23 protein-coding genes are annotated in these 18909 nt (G+C 33.7%); 19 read left to right on the top strand and 4 right to left on the bottom strand.

The window, feature by feature from the left end; all coding sequences use genetic code 11:
• Positions 1–81: 81 nt before the first annotated feature.
• Together J2S15_RS08775 and J2S15_RS08780 are read right to left on the bottom strand one after the other, a co-directional pair.
• A complete protein-coding gene (locus tag J2S15_RS08775) occupies positions 82–528 on the bottom strand; it encodes a hypothetical protein (protein WP_307407413.1) in 447 nt (148 codons plus the stop codon).
• A 79-nt stretch (positions 529–607) separates the two neighbouring features.
• Positions 608–1045 carry a hypothetical protein gene (locus tag J2S15_RS08780; protein ID WP_307407415.1) on the bottom strand — a complete coding sequence of 146 codons (438 nt, stop codon included), beginning with the start codon at positions 1043–1045 and terminating at the stop codon, positions 608–610.
• A 169-nt stretch (positions 1046–1214) separates the two neighbouring features.
• Between J2S15_RS08780 and J2S15_RS08785 the strand changes: the two genes are divergently transcribed.
• The 18 genes from J2S15_RS08785 to J2S15_RS08870 all read left to right on the top strand — a co-directional run bounded on the left by J2S15_RS08785 (position 1215) and on the right by J2S15_RS08870 (position 16875).
• A complete protein-coding gene (locus J2S15_RS08785; protein WP_307407417.1) occupies positions 1215–2030 on the top strand; it encodes a MerR family transcriptional regulator in 816 nt (271 codons plus the stop codon).
• A complete protein-coding gene (locus J2S15_RS08790) occupies positions 2027–2641 on the top strand; it encodes a GyrI-like domain-containing protein (RefSeq protein ID WP_307407419.1) in 615 nt (204 codons plus the stop codon). Before J2S15_RS08785 ends, J2S15_RS08790 begins: the two co-directional genes overlap by 4 nt.
• Positions 2641–3693, top strand: coding sequence for a BtrH N-terminal domain-containing protein (locus J2S15_RS08795; RefSeq protein ID WP_307407421.1), 1053 nt, complete (start codon positions 2641–2643; stop codon positions 3691–3693). Before J2S15_RS08790 ends, J2S15_RS08795 begins: the two co-directional genes overlap by 1 nt.
• A gap of 134 nt (positions 3694–3827) precedes the next feature.
• Positions 3828–4895 carry a chorismate mutase gene (locus J2S15_RS08800; RefSeq protein WP_307407423.1) on the top strand — a complete coding sequence of 356 codons (1068 nt, stop codon included), beginning with the start codon at positions 3828–3830 and terminating at the stop codon, positions 4893–4895.
• Between the two features lie 11 nt (positions 4896–4906).
• Entirely contained in the window at positions 4907–6145 is a 1239-nt protein-coding gene (locus J2S15_RS08805; RefSeq protein WP_307407424.1) for a pyridoxal phosphate-dependent aminotransferase, read from the top strand.
• 43 nt (positions 6146–6188) lie between these two features.
• A complete protein-coding gene (locus J2S15_RS08810) occupies positions 6189–7058 on the top strand; it encodes a zinc-dependent peptidase (protein ID WP_307407426.1) in 870 nt (289 codons plus the stop codon).
• Positions 7059–7066: 8 nt separating this feature from the next.
• Entirely contained in the window at positions 7067–7513 is a 447-nt protein-coding gene (gene dtd / locus J2S15_RS08815) for a D-aminoacyl-tRNA deacylase (RefSeq protein ID WP_307407428.1), read from the top strand.
• Positions 7514–8371 carry a bifunctional methylenetetrahydrofolate dehydrogenase/methenyltetrahydrofolate cyclohydrolase FolD gene (gene folD / locus J2S15_RS08820; protein WP_307407429.1) on the top strand — a complete coding sequence of 286 codons (858 nt, stop codon included), beginning with the start codon at positions 7514–7516 and terminating at the stop codon, positions 8369–8371.
• A 2-nt stretch (positions 8372–8373) separates the two neighbouring features.
• The gene (locus J2S15_RS08825) at positions 8374–8574 is read left to right on the top strand and encodes a DUF951 domain-containing protein (protein WP_307407432.1); all 201 of its coding nucleotides are present in this window, start codon (positions 8374–8376) and stop codon (positions 8572–8574) included.
• Positions 8567–9067: a hypothetical protein gene (locus J2S15_RS08830; protein ID WP_307407434.1), complete on the top strand. Its 501-nt coding sequence runs from the start codon at positions 8567–8569 to the stop codon at positions 9065–9067. Before J2S15_RS08825 ends, J2S15_RS08830 begins: the two co-directional genes overlap by 8 nt.
• Before the next feature lie 23 nt (positions 9068–9090).
• Entirely contained in the window at positions 9091–9687 is a 597-nt protein-coding gene (locus tag J2S15_RS08835; RefSeq protein ID WP_307407435.1) for a hypothetical protein, read from the top strand.
• 135 nt (positions 9688–9822) lie between these two features.
• A complete protein-coding gene (gene ychF, locus J2S15_RS08840) occupies positions 9823–10923 on the top strand; it encodes a redox-regulated ATPase YchF (RefSeq protein WP_307407437.1) in 1101 nt (366 codons plus the stop codon).
• A gap of 155 nt (positions 10924–11078) precedes the next feature.
• Positions 11079–12992 carry a BglG family transcription antiterminator gene (locus tag J2S15_RS08845; protein WP_307407439.1) on the top strand — a complete coding sequence of 638 codons (1914 nt, stop codon included), beginning with the start codon at positions 11079–11081 and terminating at the stop codon, positions 12990–12992.
• A 1-nt stretch (position 12993) separates the two neighbouring features.
• Positions 12994–13314, top strand: coding sequence for a PTS sugar transporter subunit IIA (locus J2S15_RS08850; protein ID WP_307407441.1), 321 nt, complete (start codon positions 12994–12996; stop codon positions 13312–13314).
• A gap of 45 nt (positions 13315–13359) precedes the next feature.
• The gene (locus tag J2S15_RS08855) at positions 13360–14655 is read left to right on the top strand and encodes a PTS sugar transporter subunit IIC (RefSeq protein WP_307407443.1); all 1296 of its coding nucleotides are present in this window, start codon (positions 13360–13362) and stop codon (positions 14653–14655) included.
• Positions 14645–15682 carry an ADP-ribosylglycohydrolase family protein gene (locus J2S15_RS08860; RefSeq protein ID WP_307407446.1) on the top strand — a complete coding sequence of 346 codons (1038 nt, stop codon included), beginning with the start codon at positions 14645–14647 and terminating at the stop codon, positions 15680–15682. The genes J2S15_RS08855 and J2S15_RS08860 overlap by 11 nt, the downstream gene beginning before the upstream one ends.
• Positions 15679–15987 carry a PTS sugar transporter subunit IIB gene (locus J2S15_RS08865; RefSeq protein ID WP_307407448.1) on the top strand — a complete coding sequence of 103 codons (309 nt, stop codon included), beginning with the start codon at positions 15679–15681 and terminating at the stop codon, positions 15985–15987. The genes J2S15_RS08860 and J2S15_RS08865 overlap by 4 nt, the downstream gene beginning before the upstream one ends.
• Positions 15988–16026: 39 nt before the next feature.
• Positions 16027–16875: a YitT family protein gene (locus J2S15_RS08870; RefSeq protein WP_307407450.1), complete on the top strand. Its 849-nt coding sequence runs from the start codon at positions 16027–16029 to the stop codon at positions 16873–16875.
• A 20-nt stretch (positions 16876–16895) separates the two neighbouring features.
• Here J2S15_RS08870 and J2S15_RS08875 read toward each other — a convergent pair whose 3' ends face one another.
• A complete protein-coding gene (locus tag J2S15_RS08875; RefSeq protein ID WP_307407452.1) occupies positions 16896–17285 on the bottom strand; it encodes a winged helix-turn-helix transcriptional regulator in 390 nt (129 codons plus the stop codon).
• A gap of 103 nt (positions 17286–17388) precedes the next feature.
• Between J2S15_RS08875 and J2S15_RS08880 the strand changes: the two genes are divergently transcribed.
• A complete protein-coding gene (locus J2S15_RS08880; RefSeq protein ID WP_307407454.1) occupies positions 17389–17928 on the top strand; it encodes a flavodoxin family protein in 540 nt (179 codons plus the stop codon).
• A 43-nt stretch (positions 17929–17971) separates the two neighbouring features.
• Here the strand turns inward: J2S15_RS08880 and J2S15_RS08885 are convergent, their stop codons facing one another.
• Positions 17972–18907: an AEC family transporter gene (locus J2S15_RS08885; protein ID WP_307407457.1), complete on the bottom strand. Its 936-nt coding sequence runs from the start codon at positions 18905–18907 to the stop codon at positions 17972–17974.
• Positions 18908–18909 lie beyond the last annotated feature (2 nt).

Consider the following 18909-nt stretch of genomic DNA (forward strand, 5'->3'; position numbering starts at 1 on the left):
AAAATAAAACGAGATGCAAGAAGTTTATGAAATTTTTTCATAAACTTTGAAAACTGTTACATTTCGTTTTGTCTTAATATACTATTGATTTTGATTCATTTCTGATAATTTACTTTCTAGTCTTTCTCTTTTTGCTTCATCAAATGAATATCCAATTTCTGCATTTGCAACTAAATAAATTAAAAGCGCTCCTTCTAAAATAGATACAATGAATGAAAATCCAATTAGCATGTCTGCACTAGAATCATAACCTAAATAATCAAACATTTGAAATGCTTGAAGAAAGCCAATAACCCAAAATACCAACATAGTAACAGCTGCCCAGCGACGACCACTGCAAATACATCCGATAAAAATCCAGTTAATAACCAAACCAAAGAATGTACTGCTATCTAATGAAAGTCCTAATGAACTTGCATAAGAAGCAAGACCAAAGACACCAACAAGCTGCAGACAGACAAATGCAATTGCTACCTTATTACGTTTTGAAATTGCCTTTTCAAGATTAAATGTGTTTGTGTTTTCCATAAAATAAAATCCTCCTAAATTAACACCTATACATCTGTAATACATCAACAGATGGCAGAAAGTTTCAAATTCTTTTGTATTACTCCATTTCAGCAAGTTTTCTTCTCACAATATCAATTTTCGTAATTTCAAAAGAATAACTGATTTCAGGATTTAAAATTAAATAAAAATACAAAACACCTTTTACGATAATGAGTATGGTTGTAATTACAACTATATGATCCCAGTGAGAATTATAACCAAGGTATCCATATAATAAAATTAACTCAAAGATAGAGAAGAACCATACAAACAGTTGTGCTATTGCTCCCCATCGTCGACCAGTGTATGCACATATAACTAAATAAATGGTAAAAAGAAATACCCAGAAACTGCGAATTGGGATTGTTGCAGACATGTTGCTGGCTATACTTGATACAATCAGATACTCTACAATTTCAATACCCAACAATCCTCCAGCAAGTCGTTTTCTTTTCTTATTTGCTTGATCAATATCAAATTCTTTTTTATCTTCCATCATCAGATTCACCTTCCTACGTAATTAAAGACGAACAAACAAGTAAAAAAGTTTCATAAAGAAACAGATAAAAATGATAAATATAAGATTTCTTTGTATAATTAATAAAAAGGGCTTGACCTTGTCACGATGTCAAGGAATAGAATAAAGATGAGCTCAGGAGGAACCCATGTTTAAAATAGGAGAATTCTCAAAATTAACACAGATCAGTGGAAGAATGCTTCGTCATTTTGATAAGTTAGAATTACTGACACCACAACAGATTGATGATAATGGTTATCGTTTATATGCATCTAACCAGTTACAAGATGCCTTAAAGATAACTTCATTACAGCGAGCAGGTTTTCAACTGCAGGAAATCAAACGAATGATGTCAGATGATATTGTAAATGATGAATTGCAGCAAATTATAATAACATGCAGGCAGAGAAAAGAAATGGAATATAAAAAAGTAAAAAAAGAATTATCAATGTTGGATGATATTGATGAAATCTTAAGCAGAGGAACAAATATTCATACATATACATTGGAATTAAAACATATTCCTGGACATATTGTTGCTTCTTTAAGACAAAGAATTCCAAAATACTCAGATGAAGGTAGGTTATGGGGAATGATGATGTCAGAAATCATGCCTCAACAACCAAAGTTTTCAAACTCAATGCGTAAGTTGGCAATTTACCATGATGAAGAATATATGGAAGAAGATCCAGATGTGGAAATCAGAATCAGTGTCGATAATATATATAAGGATACAAAACATGTAACCTTTAAAGAAGTAGATGAAGAAGAAGTGCTGACAATTACATTCCATGGAAGTTATGAACAGATTGGAAATGTAAATGCCGAGGCAATCAGGTGGATGGAACAGAATGGCTATAAATTAGATGGTAAGTTCTATTGCGTCTATCTAAGTGGCCCAGAAAAAACAGAAGAAAGTGAGAAGTGGACAACCGAGTGTTGTTTCCCAGTGAAGAAACTATGAAATATGATTGGCGAAAAGAAGAAAAAGAACTATATGCACCAAAGACAAAACCACAAGTGCAATTAGTACCAAAACAAAAATATATAACAATTAAAGGTGAAGGGAATCCAAATGAACAAGAGTTTGCGGACCGAGTAGAAGTTCTGTATGCACTTGCCTATGGAATTCGTATGGCTCCAAGAAATGGTGTTGATATTGAAGGTTATTATGATTATGGAGTATATCCATTAGAAGGAATTTGGAGTACGAAGAATCCAGACGATGTTTATGATAAGAGTAAATACACATATACTATTATGATAAGACAACCAGATTTTGTGAATCAGAAAGACTTTGATACAGTACTGAAAAAAGTAAAACTAAAAAAGAATTTACCATTATTAGATAATATTAAGTTTGAAGAATTAGAAGATGGTAAGATTATTCAAATCTTACATAATGGAACTTATGATAATGAAACTGCTAGTTTTAATATCATGAAAGAGTATATGAAAGAACATGGTTTGAAACAACGTTGTTTTGAACATCGTGAAATCTATTTGAACGATAGCAGAAAAACTGCACCAGACAAATTAAAGACAATACTTCGTTATTTTTTAGAGGAAGAATAATGAAACATATAATTAAGGGATTTCCTGCAACTGGTGGAAGGCATTGTATTACTAGTGCTTTAAAGCAAGTATTTGCATATTATAAAATTGATATTAGTGAAGCAATGCTGCTTGGATTAGGAGCGGGATTATCATTTATGTATTTAAATGGAAAAGATTCACCAATGGTTTCAGGAAGAACCAAAGTATTTGAATTGGAAGAAAAACTAGCTCAGCGTTTGAATGTAGAACTTGTGTGTAAGAAACCAAAGAACTATGAAGTGGCTGAGGCAAAAGCACATCAGCTATTAGATGAGGATAAACCACTACTAATTTATGTAGATATGCCATACCTATCTTACTTGCAGATGAATGAGGACAGTCACTTTGGTGGTCATGCGATTGCTTTGTTTGGTTATGATGATGAAATGAGTGAATACTATATTAGTGATCGTGATAGTGAGTTGCAACCGATTCGTACCCCTCAGGGTAGTGTAGGAAAAGATTATCACACGATAAGTTATGAAGAAATGAAACTTGCCAGAAACAGTTCTCATCGACCATTCCCTGCCAAGAATAAATATCTTGAGTTTGATTTAAGTACTTATACATTTCCTTCGGATGAGGTTGCTAAGGAAGCAATACTGGAAGTCTGTAATCAGATGTTACGACCAGCAACAAAAATGCTGGGAATTACTGGAGTTGAAAAATTCTCAAAAGAAATTTTGAAGTGGAAAAAATTCACTCCAGAAAAACTGGAACATTCTGCAGTAACAAACTACTTTCAAATCAGTCATGATGGTGGAACTGGTGGAGGAATCTTTCGTAAATTATATGGAGAGTTTCTGCTTGAAATTAATGAACAGCTGAAGATAAAAGAATTAGATATGGTTGGTAATGGTTATCTTGAACTATCAGTTCTGTGGGATGATATCGCTGATGAATTATGGAAGTTATTCCAAAGTAAAGCTGCAACATCTCTGATATCAATAAGCAAACAGATTGATGCTTGTTATCAGAAAGAATATAAATTATTAACAACATTAGAATCAAAAATCAGACGTGAAGTGTAAGAACTTCACGTTTTGGATATTTGAAGGATGTAATCGCTTTAATTAAATAAAATTGCAGGGAAAGCAAAATAATGCTAGAAATAATAATAAAAAGCAGTGAAAATGATGTATAATAATGGTCAAAGAGGTATGCTATGAATAAACTGGAAAATGCACGTAAACAAATCAATCATATTGATAAAGAGATGGCAGAATTGTTTGAGAAGAGAATGCAGGCAGTAGAAGATGTTGTTGATTATAAACTCAGCAATCAGATGCCAGTCTTAGATAGTTCAAGAGAACGTGAACTAATTGATAAGAATTTGAAGTACATCAATGACTGTAAGTATCGAGATTCATATTTATCATTTCTACATCATATGCTTGAAGTTTCAAAAGACTATCAGAAACAGATTATTAATCGTGATGTAATTGCTTATCAGGGGACATATGGAGCATTTTCTTACATTGCCTCAACCAAGATATTTGAAAATCATAAATATCGCTCCTATCCAACCTTTGAAGATGTCTTCAAAGCAGTTGAAAGTCAGGAAGTATCTTATGGAGTTATTCCATTCGAAAATTCTTTTACAGGAGAAGTTGGAGAGGTTAGTGATTTATTAAGAGAATATAACGTTTACATTATTGATACCTATGATTTAAAAGTAGATCAAAACTTATTAGGAAAAAAAGGTGCAAGCGCACAAACGATAAAAAAGGTGTATTCACACCCACAGGCAATTTCACAGAGTTCACAGTTTTTAAAAGGAAGAGGCTATGAAATTATGCCTTATCCAAATACTGCACTTGCAGCGAAGTTTGTAAGTGAACAGGACCGTGATGATCTTGCAGCAATTGCATCCAAAGAAACAGCAGAGTTGTTTGGATTGGAAATTCTGGAATCTAACATTCATACAAGTGGTGATAATACCACAAGATTTATTGTAATCAGTAAGCAGTTAAAACCACAGGGAACCAATTTCCAGATGTTGTTTACAACAAAGAATGAAACTGGTGCCTTAGCAGAAGCAATCAATCTGATTGCATCCTATGGATTTAATATGGAAAGCATCAAATCCCGAGCAATTCCAAATGAACCATGGTCGTATTATTTCCATGTGGAACTGGAAGGTGAACTGGAAAGTAAACAGACCAAAGAGATGTTGAAGAAACTTGAAGATATTTGTACAGATATAAAGATCCTGGGATCTTATACGAAATAGGGAGAAAACTTATGACAAGATTTATTCGTAACCATGTAGACGATACACCAATCGTCGATAACGTATTTGCAGTAGTAGACCTGGCAAAAAAAGCCAAAGCACAATTAGGAGAAGCCGCAGTTGTGGATGCAACAATCGGAGCTCTCTATGATGAAAGTGGACAATTAGTTGCTTTTCGTTCGGTATATCGACCATATAACGAAATTGAAAGTAAGATCAAAGCAAATTATGCAGAGAGTTTTAGTGGCAACCCTGACTTCCGTAAACAGGTATATAACTGGGTAGTACAACAGGCTGATATGCGTTTGGCACATAGTACAATTGCGACACCAGGAGGAAGTGGTGCAGTAAGTACAACCATAAACAATATATTAGATCAGGGAGAAACTCTGATTATTCCTGATATTGCATGGGGTTCTTATCGTTTAATGGCAACAATGAACAACATGGATGTGGAAACCTATAACTTATTTGAAGGTGACCACTTTAATATTGCTTCCTTTAAAGAAGTATGTAAAAGCGTAATGGATAAGCAAAAGAAAGTTCTTGTAATCATTAATGATCCATGTCATAATCCAACTGGTTATTCCTTATCACAGGAAGAATGGGAAGAAGTTGTTATGTTCCTAAATGAAATTGGTGAACAGGGACCAGTTGTAATGTTGAATGACATTGCTTATATTGATTATTCTTATGACTTTAAAAACAGTCGTAATTATTTAGAAACATTCAATGCAATTAGTGACAATGTAGCAATCGTCGTTGCCTTCTCTTCTAGTAAGACATTAACGGCATATGGGCTACGTTGTGGTGCTGCAGTTATTATGGCACAAAGTGACGAAAGTGTACGTCAGATTGAAATCGTTATGGAAAAGAGTGCCAGAGCAATCTGGAGTAATATTCCAAATGCAGCGATGGAAAACCTTGTGTATGTAACTACTGAAGGATTGAATGATTACTTGGAGGAAAAAGATTACTTTGTTTCTTTATTGGAAGAGCGTAGTAAGATTTTCCTAAAGGAAGCAAAAGAAGTTGGATTAAAACACTATCCATATAAAGAAGGGTTCTTTGTAACATTAAAGATTGAAGATAAAGATTTATGTACAAAACTTCATGAAGCTTGCATGAAAGAACATATTTATACAGTACAAGTGAATAAAGGGATTCGTATCGCTTTATGTTCATTAAGTATAGAAAAGACAAAAGGACTGGCGAAAAGAATCAAGGAAATCTTTGATACACTATCGTAAATGTCTGTCTGTATTTATTTGATACAGACATTTTGAGGTGAAGATGAAAAGAAAAGTAATAATGATAGCAGCAGTGCTGTCAGTTATTCTTTGTCTAGTATTTTTAGGATCAATAGCATTATCAAATTCAGATGGAGCATATGGAGAGATGAGTTTGATGATACCCAATATACCTTCTTATGGTATTGTAATTTATGCTGTTGTAATTACAGCTTACATTATTGTATCAATGGTAAGAAGACGAAGAGCAGACGAAGAAGGAAGAAATCCAAGAAGAATATTATTACCAATTGTTATCTTAACGGTAGTGCTTGGTGTCTTGATTGCGTCTGGAAATAGAGAACCACAGCGATCAGGTTACGATACTTTGGCTGATATCAAAGATGGTGATTATCTTGAAATGGATGACTTACCGCCAATTAATATTGTTGGTGATATATCCGAAGATAAGATTGATTATATTATTCGTGAATGTATTGAGAACCAGCCAGAAATATTATTGAAGGAAACAAAACTGATTCATTTGTGTACGCATGATGAATTTGAATCGCTTAAAGAGCGAATGAATGTAAAACAAGCAATTGCCTTTGCAACATCCATTGATAATAATATATATGTTGATTCCTCTATTTATGGATTACAGAGAGTAATAACTCATGAACTGGCACATAACTATGATTTTCGAAATGGATATATTAGTGGACAGTCATGGTTTAAAGCAAAATATGAAAGTATGATTAAAGATGATCGATTTAATTCGTTACATGGTGTAATTGATATTATGTATGCAAGAAGTGATGCCAGTGAGTTTTTTGCTGAAGTAAGTGATGCATACTTCAATCGACCACACCATTTAAAGAAAGATTTCCCTGAATTATATGAGTTATTTAATGGGATATATAAAGAGGAGTAAAGATAGGTATGAAAGTTGTTATTCAAAGAGTAAGTTTCGCTTCTGTAAAGGTTGATGGCAACATAATTGGAGCTATTGATAAAGGATTCTTACTGCTTGTGGGAATCACCCATAGTGATGATGAAAGAATAGTAGAAAAAGTTGCGAATAAGATTATTAATATGCGAATTTTTGAAGATGAAAATCAGAAGATGAATAAAAGTCTTTTAGATGTAGATGGTGCGATTCTTAGTATTTCACAGTTTACATTATATGCAGATTGTAAGAAGGGAAACCGTCCTGGATTCACCAATGCTGCAAAACCAGATGCAGCAAATGCATTGTATGAATATTTTAATGAACTGTTATCAAAACAGATAACAAAAGTAGAATGTGGTGAGTTTGGTACCGATATGAAGGTAGAACTTCTAAATGATGGACCAGTAACAATCGTATTAGATAGTGAGGAGTTATAAATGGATAAAATAGTATATGGGAATGTGATTGCACAAAAAGTAAAAGATCAAATTAAAGTAGAAATCGATCAGCTGAAAGAAGAAGGCAAACGACTTCCTCATTTAGTTGTTATATTAGTAGGAGATGATGTAGGAAGTAAATCCTATGTTGCAGGAAAAGAAAAAGCGAGTATCGCTGTTGGGATGCAGAACAGTACTCTTCGCTATGAAGATACAATTAGTGAAAATGAACTGATTCAGGTAATTCAGGAATTGAACTATGATGACAATGTAGATGGTATCCTGGTTCAACTTCCACTACCAAAACACATAGATACCAACCGTGTACTATTTAGTATCAATCCTGATAAAGATGTGGATGGATTCCATCCATACAATATTGGAAAGATGCTGATTGGTGAGGAAACAGTATTACCTTGTACACCAAAAGGAATTATGAAGATGCTGGAAGAAATTGGATATGATGACTTAAGTGGTAAAAAAGCAGTTGTAATTGGACGTAGTAATATTGTTGGAAAACCAATTGCTCAATTGCTTTTAAATAAAAATGCTACCGTTACCATTACTCATTCAAGAACAGAAGATATTGAGAAAACAACAAGTCAGGCAGATATTGTAATTGCTGCAGTTGGAGTTGCTAAGTTGGTAAAAGGTGACTGGATTAAAGAAGGTGCTGTTGTAATTGATGTTGGAGTAAATCGTGGTGAAGATGGAAAACTTTGTGGGGATGTAGACTTTGATGACTGTATTGATAAAGTAAAATACATAACTCCAGTTCCAAAAGGTGTCGGTCCAATGACGATTGCGATGTTACTTGAAAACACATTAGAAGCTTATCGACAAAGGGAGGATAAATAATCATGGAATACGATTTAAATGATATTGTAGAGATGAAGAAACCACATCCTTGTAAGAAAAGTAATTATTGGAAAATCATTCGTATGGGAGCAGATATTCGAATCAAATGTGAAGGTTGTGGATCATCAGTCATGTTTCCACGTAGAGAATTTGAAAAGAAACTAAAGAAAGTTGTAAAGAGAGCAGGTGAAGGTGATGAGTAAACGATTATTGATTGCATCACTTTTGTTCTTGGCAGTAGGTTGTTCCCAAGAAGAACCAGAGAAGAGTACAACTGTATGTACCTTCAATGATGCAGATTCAGGAATTACCATTGACCAGAAGATTAAATTAACAGCTGGTGATGATGAACTGTATACAATAGAAGACTCTGAATCATTTACGTTTGAAAGCGTAGAACGTTATCAAAGTGATATCGATGCAAGAGTAGAAGATTATAAAGAGAAAAAGAAATGTGGCGAAAAAGTTGGAGACAAGTGCAGTGAAAGTGTTAGCTTTGACTGGGAATTAAAAGATAATGTTCTTTCATCAACAACGACAATTGATATAACCAAAGCAATTGAGAATGAAGAAAAGATTAGTGTCTTTGATGAAATGCCAAAAGATGATGAGTATATTTCTTTAAAACAGACAATCAAATCGTTAAAAGATCAAGGATATACTTGCGAGGATACAAAGAAAGAAAAAGCTAAGTAAAAACGTTCAGGAAAGAGGGGACCATGAAAAGATTATTAAGTGTAATGCTAATATTGGGAATCGTATTGGCAGGATGTAGTGAAGATAAAAAAGAAACTTCAGAAGATAGCGCAAATACTACTATATATAGCAACTTTGAAGACAATGGGTTTAAAACTTTATATCGCTTTGATTATGGGAATAATGCATATTCAAAAGATGTAGTTTGTGAGAACTTTGAAACAGGTGATGAATGTAGTGATGAAGAAGTATTGTTTGAAACAATACTAATTACAATTACAGCAGAAGATGGACACTTCTATCATGCTTATTTAAATGAAGATGGTGAAGTGGAACTTGTGACAATTGGAAAACGTACAAGTGATTCTTCACTCTATTATGTAAATAACCTCAAAGAAGATACAAAAGAGATTACTGCATTTCTTGGTGATGAATACTGTATCGCTATTGTTGGTGAAAATGATACCTGTAGTGGTGAATTAGGTGAACTAATAAACAACTTTGAAGGCGAAGCGCAAGAACTTATGGAAAAAGATAAGGTATCTGTAGACAGCTTAAAGGAGTACTTTAGCTGGCTTTATGACACGGAAGGAAAAGCAGTTGAAAACGATTTAAAATAAAACAATATTGATAATTACATAAACCTGTAATTATCTTTTTTAGGTAAGAAGTAGAATGAGGCATAAAGTCGCTTATTATCTTGCTTATTTAAGGAAAAGATTGTAAACTATAAAAGTTGAGAGGATGATGAAATAATGGCTTTAACAGCAGGAATTGTAGGATTACCAAATGTAGGAAAATCGACATTATTTAATGCGATTACAAAGTCACAGGTGGAAGCAGCAAACTATCCATTTGCGACAATAGAACCAAATGTAGGAGTAGTGGAAGTACCAGACTATCGTGTGGATCGTTTAGTTGAAATTGTAGTACCAAAGAAAACAATTTATACAACTTTTGAATTTACAGATATTGCAGGTCTTGTGAAAGGTGCAAGTAAAGGAGAAGGACTAGGAAATCAGTTCTTATCAAATATTCGTTTAACTGATGCTATCTGTCATGTAGTACGTTGTTTTGAAGACAATGATGTTACCCATGTAGAAGGTAGTGTAGATCCGATTCGTGATATTGAGATTATTAACTTAGAGTTAATCTTGGCAGACTTACAGACAATTGAAAATCGTCTGTCGAAAGTAGAACGTAAGGCAAAAGCAAAAGATGCAGAAGGTATTGCAGAGAAAGCAGTGCTTGAAAAAGTAAAGGCAGCACTGGAAGCAGAAAAACCAGCTCGTAGTGTAGAACTAAATAAAGAAGAATCAGCAGTAGTAAAAGGATTTCAATTGCTTACATTAAAACCAATGATTTATGTAGCAAACATTGGTGAAGATGAAATCAATAACCCAGATAAAAATGAACACTATTGTAAAGTAAAAGAATTAGCTGCAAGTGAAAACAATGATGTAGTTTCTATCTCGGCTAAAATCGAAGAAGAACTATCAGTATTGGATAAAGAAGAAAAAGAGATGTTCCTGGCAGAATTAGGAATTGAAGAAAGTGGTTTGGATAAAGTAATTAGAGCAAGCTATCATATGCTCGATTTATGTACTTACTTTACTGCTGGTGAAGTAGAAGTACGTGCATGGACATTTAGAAAAGGTATGACTGCTCCTCAATGTGCTGGTATTATCCATACTGACTTTCAAAGAGGGTTTATCCGTGCGGAAACAATCTCGTTTGAAGATATGGATACATATGGAAGTGAACAGGCTGCAAAGGATGCAGGTAAACTTCGTTCTGAAGGAAAAGAATATATTGTACAGGATGGAGACATCATGCACTTTAGATTTAATGTGTAAAATCACTACACAACATTAAAAAATCGATAATTTCATGTTATCATAATAGTATAAAGCGAAGGTAGTCACAGAGATTACCTTTTTTAATTCGGTAATTTCTCCTATGGAGATAATAGAAGTACAAACATATAATGAAAGTGGATAGAGGTAATACGATGAGTAAACGATGGATCGATATTATGGATTACTTGGATGAACATACGGTCGCAACAAGCGAAGCCATGGCAGAAGCACTATATGTCAGTCCTAAAACAATTCGAACAGAGCTAAAGAAACTTGGTGCAGTTTTGAATCATCATGGTGCAGAGATTATTTCAAAGCAAAGAATAGGATATTCTCTGATTGTGAATGATGAAAAGAAACTTCGTGATTTTAAGGTGGAATTAAATCAGGAAATCATCAATCATCCAATGACAAAGGAAGATCGCATTCAGTTTCAATTGGAATTACTTTTACTAAATAATGACAAGTACATAAAGATTGATGATATAGCTGATCAACTATACATTTCTAAATCTAGTGTATCGCAGGATTTAAAAGAAGTAAGAACAATTCTGGAAGAATTCAATTTAACGTTAGTTACCCGTCCAAATTATGGCATCAAAGTAGAAGGAAAAGAATTTGATTTTCGACTTTGTACTGCCTCGCATACAATTAAGAGATTAGATTTTAACTATCATGAAGATACCAACGAACAAGTTCGTAAGATTAATTATTGTGTATCAAAACACCTGAATGAATCCAACATCAAAATTAGTGATGTTACTTATCACAACTTACTGATTCATATTTATATTGCAATGATTCGTATTAAAGAAGGACATTATGTTCCAATGAATGTAGATCAATTAAAAGATATGAAGAAAAGTGATGAGTATCGCTTAGCGATGAAGGTAGTTGCAGAGTTAGAAGAAATCTTTGATATTGAAATACCAGAATCAGAAATTGGTTATCTGGCAATACACTTCTCTGGAAAACAGTTTATTGAAATCAAACCAGAGGAAGAGAACTTTGTAGTTACTACAGAAATTGATAAGATTGTAAAACATATGTTATCAGAAATAAAGAGTAGCTATAACATTGATTTGACCAATGATTTTGAACTGAGGATGAGTCTGGCATTACATCTGGTACCAATGGATATTCGTCTAAAATATGATATGTATTTAAGGAATCCACTGTTAAGTGAAATCAAGCAACGATATACATTAGCCTATATGCTGGCAACATCAGCCTGCGGGGTTTTAAGAAAACATTATCAAAAGGATATTTATGAAGATGAGATAAGTTATATTGCTTTGCATTTTAATCTGGCATTAGAAAGAAATAAAAGTACGATTTCAAAAAAGAATATTGTGATTGTCTGTGCAACAGGAAGAGGTAGTTCTTCACTGTTAGTATACAAATTTGAAACCGAAGTAGGTGCGTATCTGAATACGATTGAAACCTGTGATGTAGGACAGTTAAAGTTTTTTGATTTTGACACTGTTGATTATGTAATCACAACGGTGCCAATTCCATTTAGTGTACCCAAACCAATCTTAGAAGTACAGTTCTTTCTTGATGATGGTGATGTAAAAGCGTTAAAGAATTTCTTAAGTGGAAAAACATCATTTTCATTTAGCGAGAACTTTGATCCACGTCTGTTTATCAGTAGTTTATCTGCAAAGACCAAAGAAGAAGTAATTCAAAAAATGGTTGATAGAATTAAAGAAGTAAAAACAATACCAGATAATTTTTATGATTTGGTAATGAAGAGAGAAAGTATGGCAGTAACAGCGTTTGGAAACCTAGTTGCTATTCCACATCCTAGTGAAGTGCTTGGTGATGAAACGTTTGTCTGTATTGCTATTTTAGATGAGCCAATAAGGTGGGAAGCAGTAGAGGTACAATTTATCTTTATGATGTCGATGAAAAAAGAACGTGATGAAGATATGGAATCTTTTTCAACAATGATTTCACGATTGTTACTAAACCCAGCTTATATAAATGAGATGATACGAACAAGAGACTATCAGACATTGGCAAATTGTTTTAATCAGATAGAGAAGGAAATGAGGAGTGAATAATATGGATGAGACTTATGAGGTGTCTTTTCAACTAATCTTGGCTGCCGGAAATTCTAAGTCGGAATCAATGGTAGCAATTCGAAAGGCACGTGAAGGCGATTTTGAAGAGGCACAACAGCATGTGAATAATGCACAAGATTCCCTGACTGAAGCGCATCAGATACAAACGAATCTGATACAGGGAGAAGCAAGAGGAGAAAAACCTGAGGTTACCTTAATTATGGTACATGCACAAGACCATTTAAATATGGCATTACTTACAATGGATCAGGCGAAAGAAATGATACATTTGTATAGAGAAATATATAACTTAAAGAGATAAAGGGAGAAAGTAAGGGAATATCAAGGAAAAAAATAGGAGAAAAATATGAATAAATTTGTTACAGCATTACAAAAGGTTTTAATGCCTATTGCAAACAAAATGAACAAAAACAATTATATTAAGGCAATGCGTGATGGATTCATGTTGGCATTACCATTTACTATGACTGGTTCTATTTTAACTGCATTGGCTTCGATGCCGTTTTTGGCAGATATCTTTTCAGAATCTACATTACAGATGATCAATACATTTGTGGCACCATCTTCGGTATATTCAAATAGTATATATTCATTATTTGTAGTAGTTGGAATATCTTATAGTTTAGCTAAGACTTATGGTATTAATAAAATTCACTGTGCTATGACCGCATTAGTTAGTATGTTGATTACTATTCCAACATCAATCATTACGGAAAGTGGAGAAGTTGTTGAAGGCGCCTTGTCACATTCTCAACTTGGTTCATCAGCCATCTTCACTGCGATGATTATGGCATTTGTAATAACAGAACTATATCGCTGGGCAGTAAATCATAAATTAACAATTAACTTACCAAGCAGTGTTCCAGCATCAATTCAAGATTCATTTACATCATTTATACCATCAACATTATGTATGGTATTTGCATTGATTATTTGTGCAGCATTCAAACAAACATCATATGGAACGATTGGCGCATTCTTATTCACAATGCTTCAACAACCACTGTCAGTATTAGGAAACAGTCCAATTGCGGCAATTGTTGCAGGTGTACTTAATAATATTTTCTGGTTCTTTGGATTGCATGGACAAACATTGGTTAGTAGTATATTCTCACCATTCTGGAAACCGGCAGCAGCTGAAAATATTGCAGCTTTAGCAGCAGGAAAAGCATTGCCAAATCTGATTTCATCAGGATTTGTAAACACATGGATCTGGTTTGGAGGATGGATTTCAATTCCACTTCTAATTGCATTATGGTTATACAGAAAGAAACGTAAAGACTGGAAAGAAGTTTTGAAGATTTCTGCAGTACCTGGATTCTTTAATATCTATGAACCATTAATGTTTGGTTTACCACTCGTACTAAACCCATTTATGTTAATTCCAATGATTCTTACTCCACTAATTAGTGGTACTGTTGGTTATCTGGTAACAGTGGCTGGAATTGTACCATTTAGTACAGGGATTGATTTACCAATTACCATTCCACTAGGATTAAATGGAATACTTGGGTCCAATGATATCTTGACTGGAGTAATCCAATTGTTATGTGTTCCAGTTCTGGTGGCCATCTGGTATTTCTTCTTAAGTGTACAAGATAAATCAGAACGAGAATCTGGTGTTTATACAGATGAAGCATAATAAAGTCTTAGGTGCATTATATGGAGCTGCTTATGGTGATTCCTTAGGTGCAGTAACAGAATTTTGTACCTATGAAGAAATAAAGAAGAAATTTCCTGAGGGAGTACATGAGTATACAGATTCAATAAGTGTAATTACAAACAGCATCGATCCTGGAAGTGTTACTGATGATTTTGGATCCAGCTGTTATGTGATGCAGGAAATTATAAAAAATAAAGGAAGCTTTAATCGTGATATTGCGATTAAAGCAATCCTTACTTGGTCAAAGGACGAAGAAGTATTTGTGAAGTATGCTGGTTCAAATACCAAAGCTGCAATAGAGCGTCTAAGACAAGGAAGTATTGTTGAAGAAAGAGATAAACTATTCCATTTTCAAGGAAAAAACACCAATGGTGGTGCCATGAAAATCTCTCCAATTGCTCTTCTTGGAGGTAATGATAATTCAAAGGTAATCCAATATACAAAAGATTTATGCTGGCCAACCCATTACAATGCATCTGCTGTATCAGCAGCATCTGCAATTGCTTGTGCAATAAGTGAGGCACAACGTGAGACAGCAACGATTAATAGTATAATTGAGCAAGCACTAGCAGGTGCAAGGATTACGTGGGAAGAAGTCAGTAATGAAGGATATGCAACTTTTGGCCCAAGAATTGAAAATCGTATTCAATATGCAGTAAACCTTGGATCTAAATGTACAAATCAAGAAGAACTGTTCGCTGCATTGAATAACGATATTGGTACAGGAATTCAGGTGGCTGAATCCATACCGGCAGTATTTGCAATTCTGGCATATACAAAAGGAGACTTAAAGGAATCTATTTATTGCGCAGTTAATGCAGGAGGAGACAGCGATACAATTGCCTCTATGCTTGGTGCAATTGTTGGTGGATATCAGGGAGTAGATGCTATTCCAATTGATATCAGAAATAGAATAGAAGAGAAAAATGAGAATATCAGATTAAAAGAGACAATTGAAGAATTTACTCAAATAGTTTTATGTAATGATAAGGAGGACATCGTATGAGAATTATGTTGGCATGTGCCTTGGGAATGTCTACTGGAATGCTAGTAGAGAGAATGCGTGAAGAAGCAGCAAAACAAGGTAAAGAGTACAAAATCTGGGCAGTGGATACATCTTCTGTAGACAAGTATGTTGGTGAGTTTGATATATTATTGTTAGGCCCACAAGTAGCATTTGCATTTGATGAAATCAAAGAGAAGTATGATGCGAAAACACCAGTAGCAATGATCAAGCCAGTAGATTATGGAAGAATGAATGGAGCTTCAGTTTTGAAAGAAGCTGAGGAATTGTACAATTCCAGAAAATGATAGAAAAAGGAACACTTCCTTTTTCTTTTCATATCTAAAATGAAAAAGAAATTAATAAACATTCTTTGGATCATTGTTGGTAATTTCATTCTTGCGGTAGGTGTCTCAGCTTTTATTCTTCCTTATGGAATTTTATCTGGAGGAATTGCAGGGTTTGCAGTGGCAACGGAATCAATCTTTCATATCGAAAAAGAGTTCATCATTAATGGCTTTATTCTAACCGCATTTCTACTGGGTGTTCTTATATTAGGAAAACAATTTGCGGCAAAAACCATCGTATCTTCCATTGCTTATCCCATCTTACTAACAATAGTTAAAGCACATATGCCATTGATTGTTGTAGATGAAGCAATTGCCTCTTTTTATGGTGGAGCAATCTGTGGAGTTGGTTTAGGGATTGTAATGCGTTGTGGAGCCAGCACAGGAGGTATGGATGTAATATTGCTCATTCTAAATAAACTGTTCCATTTAAAAGTAAGTAGTGCAGTTTTACTTCTTGATACCTGTATCGCAGTATTAGGTTTCTTTACTTGTGGTATAGCATCGGTTTTAATTGGATATATTGCAATCATCGCAACATCATTTATGGTGAATAAAGTATTGAGTTTTGATAGTGACGGCAATAAAGCGGTAAAAATATTCTCTGATAAATACGAGGAAATTAATACAAGAATTCATCAGGAAATCAATCGCGGAACAACAATAGAACAGGTTCATGGTGGATATACCAAAGAATCTAAGATGATGATTTATTGTGTTGTGAAGTCAGAACAATATATGAAACTAATTCAACTAATTGATGAGATTGACTCTAGCGCATTTGTGATTACTACAAATGCAGTAGAAGCTAAAGGTGAAGGTTTTGATTATGTATTCTCTAAAACATAAAACAAAAAGACTGAAGACAATCAGTAAGTTACTGTTTCATCTTCAGTCTTTTTTTCTATAAAGCTTGTCTCATAGTTTTCAGGAATATGATCATGTCCCCAGTTACACATTGCGTCTAACACAGGTAACAATGACTGACCTTTATCCGAAAGACTATATTCAACCTTTGGTGGAATTTGTGGATATTCTACTCTAGTCACAAGTCCATCCGCTTCCAGTTCTTTTAACTGAACACTAAGCGTTTTATAAGTAATCTTTCCAATCTTACGCTGCAACTCATTATAACGAATTGGCTGATGATCTGAAATAATATATAGAATCAACATTTTCCATTTACCACCAATAATCGATAATGTATATCGAAAGGGAAAACTTTGTACATCCAAATTGGAATATTTATTATCACTCATAGTACTTTCCTCCAAGATAGTATATGTCAAAAAAGTGCATACTAGTTATCTTTATAGCAACATTATATAATGACATCGTACATAAAGCAAAGGAGATTGTCATATGAGAAAAATAGTAGTACTTAGCGGAAGTCCAAGAAGGAATGGGAACAGTGAAAAATTAGCTGATGCGTTCATTAGAGGGGCAGAGTCTGCAGGACATCAGGTAAAGAAGATGTCAGTGATTGATTATCCAGTAAAAGGATGTTTGGGTTGTGATTACTGTATGCGTAATAATGGAGAATGTATTCAAAAGGATGGAATGCAAGCGATTTTTGAAGAATTATATCAGGCAGATATGGTTGTGTTTGCGACACCAGTTTATTACTGGAATATGACTTCACAGTTAAAAGCAGTAGTTGATCGTTTATATGCATCAATTGCAAAACCATTACCAATTACTTCTTCAGCATTGCTAGCTTCTTTAGGTGGAAATGTGCAAGAGGATGGAAAACTAACTGTGGATAACTATAATATCATCACAAACTATATGAAGTTAAAAGATGAAGGAGTTATTATAGCTGATAAAGTAATGAATAAAAATGAAATTGATGGAAACCCAATTCTTGAAGAAGCAGAAATGCTGGGAAGAAGTTTGAAATAATATAAAAATGGATATCTCAAAAGGGATATCCATTTATTACTTTTTATGAATAAGCAATTGTAACTATAGCAAACACAAGCAAAGTGACAACCATATACAAGGATAAGAATGTTGAGAGATAACTTTCATCAACATCATCTTTGTACAAAGGAATTAGTTGTAATGGTGTTGCAAAACCAGTAGGACACATAAAATAAACAATTACACCAATAGCATAAATTTTACTAGTCATTAATTCTGGAAATAAAACAAAGAAACCCAAGATAATTGCTATACTAGTTAGTATTCTAAGTAAAGTTAACTTCAATAAAGGTTTTATAGTTATTGTAGATAACTTAAAATCATATCCAATTGTAAATAAAATTAATCCTGAAATTGAACCAGTCGCTGTTGTAATGGTATTCGAGTAAGTATCAAATAGTGAAGACGCCCTTAATGATTCATATATACCTAGAATGTTTAACAAGATACCAAATAAAACAGCTAAAACAAATGAATTTGTAAAAATTTTAATTATTAGTTCTTTTATACCGACTTCTGATGAAGTCATTTTGGCGACCATAATTGGAATAATTATAAAACCGATTATAACACCAGCTATATCAAATGTAACTGTATTAACAGCATATGCTGAACCAACAATTGAAGTGTAAAGTGGTAGTGCAACACTTCCACCTTCACAAGTCATCATCATGAAAGGTGACAGTTTTTCAAATCTTTCACCTGTCCACTTTCTGAGTACTAAACCAATTATATATGCAATGATAAATGCAATAAGCACATAAATCACAATATATATAGTGGATGAACTTATACTTGATGAAAATAAAATATTGAATATAAGAATTGGAAAAAAGATATTGAATACAACTTTTTTGGTACCATCTTTTTGCTCAGGAGTTACCCAGCCTTTAATCCGGCAGATAATACCTATAATAATCATAAAAAATACAGGGAATAACAAATTAATTGCGCTCATTA

Source organism: Breznakia pachnodae, assembly GCF_030814225.1.
GTDB classification, from domain to species: Bacteria; Bacillota_I; Bacilli_A; order Erysipelotrichales; family Erysipelotrichaceae; genus Breznakia; species Breznakia pachnodae.

Coding starts and splice junctions, on each gene's coding strand:
- J2S15_RS08775 (WP_307407413.1), bottom strand. CDS start 528: ATGGAAAACACAAACACATTTAATCTTGAAAAGGCAATTTCAAAACGT.
- J2S15_RS08780 (WP_307407415.1), bottom strand. CDS start 1,045: ATGGAAGATAAAAAAGAATTTGATATTGATCAAGCAAATAAGAAAAGA.
- J2S15_RS08785 (WP_307407417.1), top strand. CDS start 1,215: ATGTTTAAAATAGGAGAATTCTCAAAATTAACACAGATCAGTGGAAGA.
- J2S15_RS08790 (WP_307407419.1), top strand. CDS start 2,027: ATGAAATATGATTGGCGAAAAGAAGAAAAAGAACTATATGCACCAAAG.
- J2S15_RS08795 (WP_307407421.1), top strand. CDS start 2,641: ATGAAACATATAATTAAGGGATTTCCTGCAACTGGTGGAAGGCATTGT.
- J2S15_RS08800 (WP_307407423.1), top strand. CDS start 3,828: ATGAATAAACTGGAAAATGCACGTAAACAAATCAATCATATTGATAAA.
- J2S15_RS08805 (WP_307407424.1), top strand. CDS start 4,907: ATGACAAGATTTATTCGTAACCATGTAGACGATACACCAATCGTCGAT.
- J2S15_RS08810 (WP_307407426.1), top strand. CDS start 6,189: ATGAAAAGAAAAGTAATAATGATAGCAGCAGTGCTGTCAGTTATTCTT.
- dtd (WP_307407428.1), top strand. CDS start 7,067: ATGAAAGTTGTTATTCAAAGAGTAAGTTTCGCTTCTGTAAAGGTTGAT.
- folD (WP_307407429.1), top strand. CDS start 7,514: ATGGATAAAATAGTATATGGGAATGTGATTGCACAAAAAGTAAAAGAT.
- J2S15_RS08825 (WP_307407432.1), top strand. CDS start 8,374: ATGGAATACGATTTAAATGATATTGTAGAGATGAAGAAACCACATCCT.
- J2S15_RS08830 (WP_307407434.1), top strand. CDS start 8,567: ATGAGTAAACGATTATTGATTGCATCACTTTTGTTCTTGGCAGTAGGT.
- J2S15_RS08835 (WP_307407435.1), top strand. CDS start 9,091: ATGAAAAGATTATTAAGTGTAATGCTAATATTGGGAATCGTATTGGCA.
- ychF (WP_307407437.1), top strand. CDS start 9,823: ATGGCTTTAACAGCAGGAATTGTAGGATTACCAAATGTAGGAAAATCG.
- J2S15_RS08845 (WP_307407439.1), top strand. CDS start 11,079: ATGAGTAAACGATGGATCGATATTATGGATTACTTGGATGAACATACG.
- J2S15_RS08850 (WP_307407441.1), top strand. CDS start 12,994: ATGGATGAGACTTATGAGGTGTCTTTTCAACTAATCTTGGCTGCCGGA.
- J2S15_RS08855 (WP_307407443.1), top strand. CDS start 13,360: ATGAATAAATTTGTTACAGCATTACAAAAGGTTTTAATGCCTATTGCA.
- J2S15_RS08860 (WP_307407446.1), top strand. CDS start 14,645: ATGAAGCATAATAAAGTCTTAGGTGCATTATATGGAGCTGCTTATGGT.
- J2S15_RS08865 (WP_307407448.1), top strand. CDS start 15,679: ATGAGAATTATGTTGGCATGTGCCTTGGGAATGTCTACTGGAATGCTA.
- J2S15_RS08870 (WP_307407450.1), top strand. CDS start 16,027: ATGAAAAAGAAATTAATAAACATTCTTTGGATCATTGTTGGTAATTTC.
- J2S15_RS08875 (WP_307407452.1), bottom strand. CDS start 17,285: ATGAGTGATAATAAATATTCCAATTTGGATGTACAAAGTTTTCCCTTT.
- J2S15_RS08880 (WP_307407454.1), top strand. CDS start 17,389: ATGAGAAAAATAGTAGTACTTAGCGGAAGTCCAAGAAGGAATGGGAAC.
- J2S15_RS08885 (WP_307407457.1), bottom strand. CDS start 18,907: ATGAGCGCAATTAATTTGTTATTCCCTGTATTTTTTATGATTATTATA.